The sequence below is a fragment of the Kiloniellales bacterium genome, from assembly GCA_030064845.1.
GTDB lineage: Bacteria > Pseudomonadota > Alphaproteobacteria > Kiloniellales > JAKSDN01 > JASJEC01.
Window position 1 is genome coordinate 1 of the sequence record JASJEC010000103.1, and the last position, 8653, is coordinate 8653.

Below are 8653 nucleotides of genomic sequence, written 5' to 3' on the forward strand. Positions count from 1 at the left end.
CCTTCGGGACGGGGCGCATTTGCGCCGGGGCGGCGTCGCGGAAGGACTTGTGGGGCCCAACCCCACGGCGCCTCCCGCTCCTGGCCCCGGCGCAAATGCGCTCCCGCCAGGAGCGCGCCGTGAATGTCAACAGGCCCTCGAGCAGATCGTGATTGAATGGACTCGCCCGGGGCGATCCATTCAATTGCGTGAATCCGCTCTAAGCGGGACGAGCTTGGCCGAATGGACGGCCGGTTTCGAAATCCCCTGCAAACTTGCGCCGGCTTCCCCTACCATGCGCCGGGCAAAACGAAAGGGGGAGGACCGTCATGCTGTACCTGTTGGACTTCCATGTCGAATATCCGGCCGACATGAGCCAGAAGCAGCTCTTCGAGATCTGGTCGCGCGAAGCCGACGCGGCGATCGGCGCCAAGGAGGCCGGCGTCGTGGTCGACCTCTGGAAGTGCGTCGGCGAGCGGCGGGTGGTCGCCGTGGTCCAGGTCGACTCGCCGGACACCCTCGACCAGATCCTGCTCGACCTGCCGATCATGAAGGAGCACGGCCAGCACGTGGACGTCGAGGTCACGGCGCTTCGGCGCTACGAGGACTTCGCCGCAGACGTGAAGAGCCGGCTGAGCTGAGCGGAAGACGCTATCCGTAAGCCGCGATCGTCGCCCGGGTAGCCTCTGCGGTCCCGGCGTTGCCGCCGAGGTCGGGGGTCAAGACCCCGTCCGATAGTACGCGCTCGACGCTTTCCTCGATCCGCCGGGCGATGTCGGGCCGGGCCAGGCCGTGGTCGAACATCATGGCCAGGCTGAGGATGGTGCCGAGCGGGTTGGCGATGCCCCGGCCGGCGATGTCGGGGGCGCTGCCGTGCACCGGCTCGTATATGCCGGGCTTGCTGCGTGCCCCCGGCTGAGCAAGGCGGGTCAGCGAGGCCGAGGGCAGCATGCCGAGGGAGCCGGCGAAGACTGCTGCCTGGTCGGACAGGATGTCGGCGAAGAGGTTGTCGCCGAGGACCACGTCGAAAGTTCGTGGCTCGCGCATCAGCTGGTAGGCGGCGTGATCCGCGTAGTAGTGCGTCAGCGCGACGTCGGGATAGGCCTCGGCGCCCAGCTCGGTGACGATCCGGCGCCACAGCACCCCGCTCTCCATGACATTGGCCTTGTCGACCGAGGCGAGAACGCCGCGCCGCCGCCCCGCCAGCTCGAAGGCGATCCGGGCGATGCGTTCGATCTCCGGCGCGGTGTAGAGATTGGCGTCGGTGCCGCGCAGAATCCCGTCCGCTCCGCGTTCGATGCCGCGGGGCGTGCCGAAGTAGAGCCCGGCGCAGAGCTCGCGCACCACCATCACGTCGGCGCCGGTCACGACGTCCGGCTTCAGGGGCACCCGGTCGAGGAGGGCGGGGTAGGCGCGCGCCGGGCGCAGGCCGGCGAAGACGTCGAGTTCCTTGCGCAGCCGGGTGAGTCCGTCCTTCTGCTCCGGGCCGCCCTCGATCTCGAGGCCCTCCCACTTCGGCCCGCCGACCGCGCCGACCAGCACCGCATCGGCCCTGCGCGCCTGCTCTACGGTCTCGTCGCGGCAGAAGGTGCCGTACCGGTCCCAGCAGGCGCCGCCCAGCAGGTCCTCTTCGACCTCCAACGGCAGCCCCTCGGTCCGCACCACGTGATCGAGCACTGCGAGCGCCGCGCCGACCACCTCGGGCCCGATGCCGTCGCCGGCTAGAGCCAGGATTTTGATGGTCTCGCTCACGCTCACGTCCTTCGCGCCTCGTCGACTCGACCAGATGATAAGGGAGGTCTCGCCGCAGTACACCGGCGACGGAAGGTATCGAATCTCTTCCCGGGCGGAATAGGGAGCGACGCCGGGCCTTACCTCGGTGGCGGGGCCGTTGAACCCCGCACGACCAGCTCCGCCGGCAGCTCGACATGGAGGACCTTGTCTTCATCTGATCCTGCCTGCAGCAGATAGGCCGCGGTCCGCCGTCCCATCTCCTTGAGCGGCGCATGGATCGTCGTCAGCCCCGGCGGGATCTCCCTGGCCAGATCGAGATCGTCGAAGCCGGTGATCGAGAGATCTTCGGGCACGCGGAGCTTTCTCGCCCGGGCTTCCAGGAGCGCGCCGAGGGCGAGCACATCATTGCCGCAGAGGATAGCGGTCGGCCGCTCCGCCAGATCCATCAGCCGGCCGAGCGCCTGACGGCCCGCCGCGATTGTGTAGGCGCCTTCCAGGAGTCGCCCACGTTTCAAGTCCAATCCCCTTTCCTCGAGGGCATTCCTGACACCGGCGATCCGCTCGCTGGCGCGATCGTTGTTGGCGGCAATACCCGCGATCATGGCGAAGGAGCGGTGCCCAAGATCGTGCAGATAGCCGACGAGCTTGTGCATGGCCCCCCGGTTGTCGAAGCCGATCGTCGGGTGTGCCGAGCCGGGATGGTGGACATAGGTGCTGACGTGGTGAATGCCGCGGCGCTCGAGCAGCCCATAGACGCTTGCTTGCCGCGCCTCGCCGGTGAGCATCAGTCCGTCCACGCCCCGCACGACAAGGTTCTCGATCTGGCCGCGCTCGCGCTCCGGGTCGTAGTCCGAGGCGGCGAGCAGCAGCGTTCTTCCCTGGGCCGAGAGCTCCTTCTGCAGGGTCTGCACCACGGTCGCGAAGATCGCGTTGTCCAGGGTGGGGATGACCGCCCCGATGGTATTGCTACGTTGGGATGCCAAAGCCCGCGCCGCGCCATGCGGCGTGTAGCCGAGCTGATCGACAGCCTCCCGCACGCGCTGTCGCAGCGCGGGACGGACCCTCTCCGGAGCGCTGAAGTAGCGCGATACCGTGGCCGTCGAGACCTCGGCATGTCGCGCTACGTCGTCCAGGTTCGGACGCCCTGTCTCAATTTTCTGTAAGCGCTTGCTTTTGAGTGTCACGAGGTCCGCGCCGGATTGTCTGATACCGCGTTGTCAGTATACAGACCTGCCACTCAGAAATATACAGATTGACAATGCAGTGACTCTGAGCGATTGTGAAAAAAATGTAAGCGCTTACAAAGAGCGACAACAAAACGAGTCTCCGGGAGGCGATCAGACAAATGCCAGGACGCATAGCGCTTTGGGGTGCCGCGGTCCTTTTCGTCATTTTCGCCGGCAACATCGTGATCGGGAAGATCGCCATTCTCGGCGGTGCCACCACGGTGCCGGGTCTGGGCGACGTCGGAGAGTTCCTCGTGCTCTTCGCGGCGGTGGTCCTGTTCATCGCGGCCTGCGTCGACCGGGAGCGCGCGCAAGACCAAAGCCAAAACCAAAACGACTGAGAAACCGAGCAAGGGAGAAAATGCTGTGACGAAACAATTCGGCCGCGACGGCCTCAAGTCCGAAGAGAGACGGCGTTTCTTTGAGATCTCCGCCAAGTACGGCTTCACGGCGGCGGTGGTCGCCGGTGCCGCCGGGACCCTGGCCAGTTCGGAGGCCGCGGCGCAGACCGCGAAGGAAGAAAAGCGGCGGCAGAAGGCGGCCAAGCACAGCATGACCGTGGCCACGGCCTATATCCTCGGAGCCTCGCGCAGCTATCCGATCATGCAGCTCGACTTCAAGGAGAACATCCAGAACGCCACGGGCGGCCAGGTCTACGTCAAGCTGGCGCCGGGTGGGCAGCTCGGGGCCGGGGGCGCCCTCGCTCAGAAGGTGCAGAACGGCACGGTGCAGGCGGCCCAGCACTCGCTGTCCAACTTCGCGCCCTTCGCGCCGGTGGTCGACCTGATCAACCTGCCGTACTTCTGCGGCGCCAATCAGAAATTTGTCAATCTGGTCAACTCAGAGGCCTGGAAAGCTGAAGTCGATCCTCAGGTCGAATCCAAGGGCTTCAAGCCGCTCTGGTACGTGGTGATCGACCCGCGCGTGGTCGCGGTGCGCAAGGGCGGCAAGGGGCCGGTCAAGACGCCGGCCGATCTCTCCGGGATCAAGTTCCGCGTGCCTGGTTCCAAGATGCTGCAGCAGTACTACCGCATGATCGGCGCGAACCCGACGCCGGTCGCCTGGGGCGAGACCCCCTCGGCGATCAAGCAGGGCGTGGCAGACGCGCTCGACCCGGCGGTCGGCGCGCTCCATGTCTTCGGTTTCAAGGACGTCCTTTCCTGGGTCACCTTCTCCCAGGCCGTGCCGGACAGCCAGGTCTATTCCTGCAATCTCGAATGGTTCAATGGGCTGCCGAGCGACGTGCAGGATGGCATCGTCTTCGCCTCGGACATCACGGCGCAGCAGAACCTCGCCAAGGTTCCGGCGGCGCGCAACTATGCGATGGCCGAGATGGGGGCCGCCGGCGTGCAATTCTATTCGCCGACCGCCAGCGAGCTCGAGGAATGGGTCAAGGCGGGCGGCTATCAGCGTTCCGAATGGGACGGTTTCAAGAAAGAGCTCGCCGGCTCGCTTGCCACCTTCGGCAAGCTCGAGGAGGCGGCCAACACCCAGAGCCGTCTTTACGTTCACGACGCCTGATCGCCTTAGGCGGGGAGGGCGGAGCGCCGCCCTCCCTTCAATCTCAAGTGCGACCGATGCACATCCGCGGCCCCCTCGCGGCGGCCGCGGGAAAGCTGGGGGGCGAGCAGGATGAGCAAGCCGGATTCACTTTGGAAACGCCTGGACGAGAACGCGGAGCGCTGGCTGCTGCTGGGGTTCTACGCCATGATCGTCGCGACCATCGTCGTCGAGGTCGTGCGCCGCTTCGTTCTCTCCTATTCCTCGATCTGGGGCGAGGAGATCGCCCGCTACGCCTTCATCTACCTTGCCTGGGTCGGCGCCTCGGCGGCGGTCAAGGACCGGGCCCATATCCGCATCGACGTTCTGCTGCACTACCTCTCGCGCCGGGCCAAGGCGGCGGTCTATCTCTTCGGCGATTTCTGCATGTTGGGACTGGCGCTGCTGGCGCTCTACACCGCGATCGAGTCCCTGGAGATCTCCATTAAGTTCGGCTCGGTCACCCACGGCCTGCGGATCAGCCTCGCGTGGTTTCTCGCGGCCGTGCCGCTCGGCTTCTCCCTGATGATCTATCGCCTAAGCCAGTCGATCTGGCGCGATTTCGGCGACCTTCGCGGCGGCCGGTCCGTCTTCGAAGGCAAGAAGATGTTCGATTAGGGCCTGTTGACATTCACGGCGCGCTCCTGGTCCGAGTGAAATCGGCCTGCTGTTAGGCGCGAGGAGGAAGGACATGCGGAGCATATTCGACGACAAGCAACGCGGCAGCGGGCCGATTTCGCCGGATCCCTTCGGGACGGGGCGTGTTTGCGCCGGGGCGGCGTCGCGGAAGGCCTTGTGGGGCCCAACCCCACGGCGCCTCCCGCTCCTGGCTCCGGCGCAAATGCGCTCCCGCCAGGGGCGCGCCGTGAGTGCCAACAGGCCCTAGGGAGGCGACGGCATGCTCTGGCAAACAATGCAGGAACAGACCGTCGATCTCGGCTGGGAGTTCTACGGGCCGGTTCTCCTGATCGTCGGGCTGATCGCCCTGGCGGTGCCGGTCTGGGCGGCACTGGGTATCGGCGCGGTCGTCATGCTGGTCACGACTGACGTGCTGCCGATTTCCCTGCTGGGCGAATCGCTGTTCGACGGCATCGATCACTTCGCGCTCATCGCCGTTCCGCTGTTTATCCTGACCGGTGACGTCCTGGTCCGCACAGGACTGTCCAACAAGCTGCTCGACGTGGCTGATGCGACCACCGGCGGGTTCCGCGCCGGTTTGGGCACGGCGACGGTGCTCGGCTGCGGATTCTTCGCCTGCATTTCGGGCTCCGATGCGGCTGGCGCCGCTGCGGTCGGGCGCATGACTATCCACAAGCTGGTCGACAAAGGCTATCCCCGACCCTACGCCTGCGCCTTGGTCGCCTCGGGAGCCTGCACCGGCATCCTGATCCCGCCGTCGATCGCCTACATCATCATCGGCCTGATCCTGGGCATCTCGGCGTCGACCCTCTTTCTCGCGGCGGCGATTCCCGGCGTCATGATCATGCTTTCGATCATGATCTCCAACGCCGTGATGAACCGGATCTACGGTTTCGAGGGCGAGAAGGCCGGCTTCTCGTTCGAGCGTTGGCGCAAGACCGTTTGGGACGGCCGCTATGCCCTGCTGGTTCCGATCATCATCCTGGGCGGCATCTACACCGGCATCTTCACGCCGACCGAGGCAGCCGCGGTGGCGGTCGGCACGACAATCGTCATCGGGTTGCTCCAGGGCACGCTGACCCTGGCCGACTTTCCCAAGATGCTGGTCAGCTCGGCCAAGGTGAACGGCGTCATCCTGCCGATCATCGCCATGTCGCTGCCGCTCGCGCAGGCTCTGGCGGCGCTCAACGTGCCCCAGGGCGTGGTCTTCGCGGTCACCGAGCTTACCGAGGATCCCTACGTGATCATCCTGCTGATGATCGGGATCCTGATCGCGGCCGGCTGCGTCATGGAGACGACGCCGAACATCGTGGTCCTGGCACCGATCCTGCTGCCGCTGGCGCAGGAGATCGGCATGAACGAGATCCAGTTCTGCATCATGATGATCACCGCCCTCGGTGTCGGCTTCATCACGCCTCCGCTGGGCCTAAATCTTTTCGTGATCTCGGGTATCACTGGGGAATCGGTCCTGAAGATCGCGGCCAGGACGGGTCCCTATGTGATCGGCATGCTGGTCGTCGTGCTCCTGATCGCCTACGTGCCCGCGATTTCCACCGTTTTCCTGCCTGATATCTACTGACACATGGAGGGTGAAAGACCGTGGCTGTCCGCTACTTGAAGAAGGCCGAGAAGACCGCCGCGACCGGCGAACAGGACGTGCGCGAGACCGTCGCCCGCATGCTCGACGAGATCGAGGCCGGCGGCGAAGAGAAGGCGCGGGAATACAGCCGCAAGTTCGACGATTGGCAGGGCGAGATCCTGGTCTCGCAGGCCGAGCGTGAGGCGGCCGCCGGCCGGCTGTCCGAGCGGGTCAAGGCGGACATCGCCTTCGCCCACGAGAGGGTGCACCGCTTCGCCGAAGCCCAGCTGGCCAGCCTGACACCGGTCGAGACCGAGATCTCGCCTGGCCTGATCGCCGGCCAGCGCCTGGTGCCCATGGCCGCCGCCGGCTGCTACGTGCCGGGCGGGCGCTACGCCCACGTCGCATCGGCCATCATGAGCGCCACCACCGCCAAGGTCGCCGGGGTCAAGCGGGTCATCGCCTGCTCGCCGCCGCGCGACGCCCAGGGCATCGATCCGGCGATCGTCTTCGCGCTCGACCTCTGCGGCGCCGACGACATCCTCTGCCTGGGCGGCGTGCAGGGCGTGGCGGCCCTCGCGTTCGGCCTCTTCACCGGCACCGAGGCCGATATCCTGGTCGGCCCGGGCAACCAGTACGTCGCCGAAGCCAAGCGCATCCTCTACGGCCGGGTCGGCATCGACATGTTCGCGGGCCCCACGGAGATCGCGATCATCGCCGACGAGACCGCCGACCCCGACGTGGTCGCCTGCGACTTGGTGAGCCAGGCGGAGCATGGCTACAACTCGCCGGCCTGGCTGATCGCTACCTCGCCCGCGCTGGCCGAGGAGGCCATGGCCCTGGTGCCCAAGCACATCGCGCTATTGCCCGAGCTCAACCGCAAGAACGCAGAGGCCGCCTGGCGCGACTACGGCGAGGTCGTGGTGGTGGACAGCCGGGAAGAGGCGGTCAGGGTCTCGGACGACTACGCGGCCGAGCACCTGGAAGTCCATGCAGCGGACCTGGACTGGTGGCTGGACAATCTCGCCAACTACGGCTCGCTCTTCCTCGGCGAGGAGACCACGGTCGCCTTCGGCGATAAGACCTCGGGCCCGAACCACATCCTGCCGACCAAGGGCGCGGCGCGCTATTCCGGCGGGCTCTCGGTGCACAAGTTCATCAAGATCCTGACCTGGCAGCGCATGAACCGGGAAGCCAACCGGGACATCGCCGCGGTCACCGCGCGGATCTCCCGTCTCGAAGGCATGGTCGGCCATGCGCGCTCGGGCGACATCCGCCTCGAGAAGTACTTCCCGGGCGAGCAGTTCGAGCTCGAGGCCTGAAGCGTGGCCGGCCTCTTCGACCTCAGCGGCAAGGTGGCCGTGGTCACCGGGGCCAGCTCCGGCATCGGGCTCAGCCTGGCCCAGGCCCTGGCCGGCGCCGGCGCGGCGGTCGTGCTGGTCGCCCGGCGGGAAGCGGAACTGGCCGCGGCGGCGGCGGAGATCGAGGCCGGCGGCGGCCGCGCCGCCGCGGTGCCGGCCGACCTCGCCGACTACCGGGCGCTGGACGCGCCGGCGGCCCGCATGGCGGAGCCCTTCGGCGCGCCGGACATCCTGGTCAACGCGGCCGGCGTCAACTTCCGCGAGCCCGCCGAGGCGATCTCGCCGGAGAGCTGGGACGCGACGCTCGCGATCAATCTCTCGACCCCCTTCTTCCTCGCCCGCGCCCTGGTCGACGGCATGCGGGCCAAGGGCTGGGGCCGGGTGGTCAACATGGCCTCGCTCCAGTCGTCGCGCGCCTTCGCCAACGGCATGGCCTATGGCGCCTCCAAGGGCGGGGTTGCCCAGCTGACCAGGGCCATGGCCGAGGCCTGGTCCGCCGACGGCGTCACCTGCAACGCCATCGCGCCCGGCTTCTTCCCGACCGCCCTCACGGCGCCGGTCTTCGACGATGCCGAGCGCGTCGCGGCGCTGGCCGG

Annotated in this window: 9 protein-coding genes; 7 read left to right on the forward strand and 2 right to left on the reverse strand. The window is 66.9% G+C overall.

Annotated features, from left to right (window positions below; genetic code table 11):
• Positions 1–308 precede the first annotated feature (308 nt).
• The gene (locus QNJ67_22860; GenBank protein MDJ0611831.1) at positions 309–620 is read left to right on the forward strand and encodes a muconolactone Delta-isomerase family protein; all 312 of its coding nucleotides are present in this window, start codon (positions 309–311) and stop codon (positions 618–620) included.
• A gap of 10 nt (positions 621–630) precedes the next feature.
• Here QNJ67_22860 and leuB read toward each other — a convergent pair whose 3' ends face one another.
• Positions 631–1731 carry a 3-isopropylmalate dehydrogenase gene (gene leuB / locus QNJ67_22865; protein ID MDJ0611832.1) on the reverse strand — a complete coding sequence of 367 codons (1101 nt, stop codon included), beginning with the start codon at positions 1729–1731 and terminating at the stop codon, positions 631–633.
• Between the two features lie 119 nt (positions 1732–1850).
• Complete coding sequence (locus QNJ67_22870) at positions 1851–2897, reverse strand: LacI family DNA-binding transcriptional regulator (GenBank protein MDJ0611833.1); 1047 nt, start codon at positions 2895–2897, stop codon at positions 1851–1853.
• 161 nt (positions 2898–3058) lie between these two features.
• Between QNJ67_22870 and QNJ67_22875 the strand changes: the two genes are divergently transcribed.
• The 6 genes from QNJ67_22875 to QNJ67_22900 all read left to right on the forward strand — a co-directional run.
• Positions 3059–3280, forward strand: coding sequence for a hypothetical protein (locus QNJ67_22875; protein ID MDJ0611834.1), 222 nt, complete (start codon positions 3059–3061; stop codon positions 3278–3280).
• Between the two features lie 25 nt (positions 3281–3305).
• The gene (locus tag QNJ67_22880) at positions 3306–4460 is read left to right on the forward strand and encodes a TRAP transporter substrate-binding protein (protein ID MDJ0611835.1); all 1155 of its coding nucleotides are present in this window, start codon (positions 3306–3308) and stop codon (positions 4458–4460) included.
• 111 nt (positions 4461–4571) lie between these two features.
• The gene (locus QNJ67_22885) at positions 4572–5096 is read left to right on the forward strand and encodes a TRAP transporter small permease (GenBank protein MDJ0611836.1); all 525 of its coding nucleotides are present in this window, start codon (positions 4572–4574) and stop codon (positions 5094–5096) included.
• Positions 5097–5376: 280 nt separating this feature from the next.
• On the forward strand, positions 5377–6696 hold the full coding sequence (locus QNJ67_22890; protein MDJ0611837.1) for a TRAP transporter large permease: 1320 nt from the start codon (positions 5377–5379) through the stop codon (positions 6694–6696).
• 20 nt (positions 6697–6716) lie between these two features.
• Positions 6717–8018 carry a histidinol dehydrogenase gene (gene hisD, locus QNJ67_22895; protein ID MDJ0611838.1) on the forward strand — a complete coding sequence of 434 codons (1302 nt, stop codon included), beginning with the start codon at positions 6717–6719 and terminating at the stop codon, positions 8016–8018.
• A gap of 3 nt (positions 8019–8021) precedes the next feature.
• Positions 8022–8653: SDR family NAD(P)-dependent oxidoreductase (locus QNJ67_22900; protein MDJ0611839.1), on the forward strand; the 632-nt coding region annotated here is incomplete at its 3' end.

Bases quoted from the DNA above. Each gene is read 5' to 3' on its own strand.
- QNJ67_22860 (MDJ0611831.1), top strand. From the start codon at position 309: ATGCTGTACCTGTTGGACTTCCATGTCGAATATCCGGCCGACATGAGC.
- QNJ67_22875 (MDJ0611834.1), top strand. From the start codon at position 3,059: ATGCCAGGACGCATAGCGCTTTGGGGTGCCGCGGTCCTTTTCGTCATT.
- QNJ67_22885 (MDJ0611836.1), top strand. From the start codon at position 4,572: ATGAGCAAGCCGGATTCACTTTGGAAACGCCTGGACGAGAACGCGGAG.
- QNJ67_22890 (MDJ0611837.1), top strand. From the start codon at position 5,377: ATGCTCTGGCAAACAATGCAGGAACAGACCGTCGATCTCGGCTGGGAG.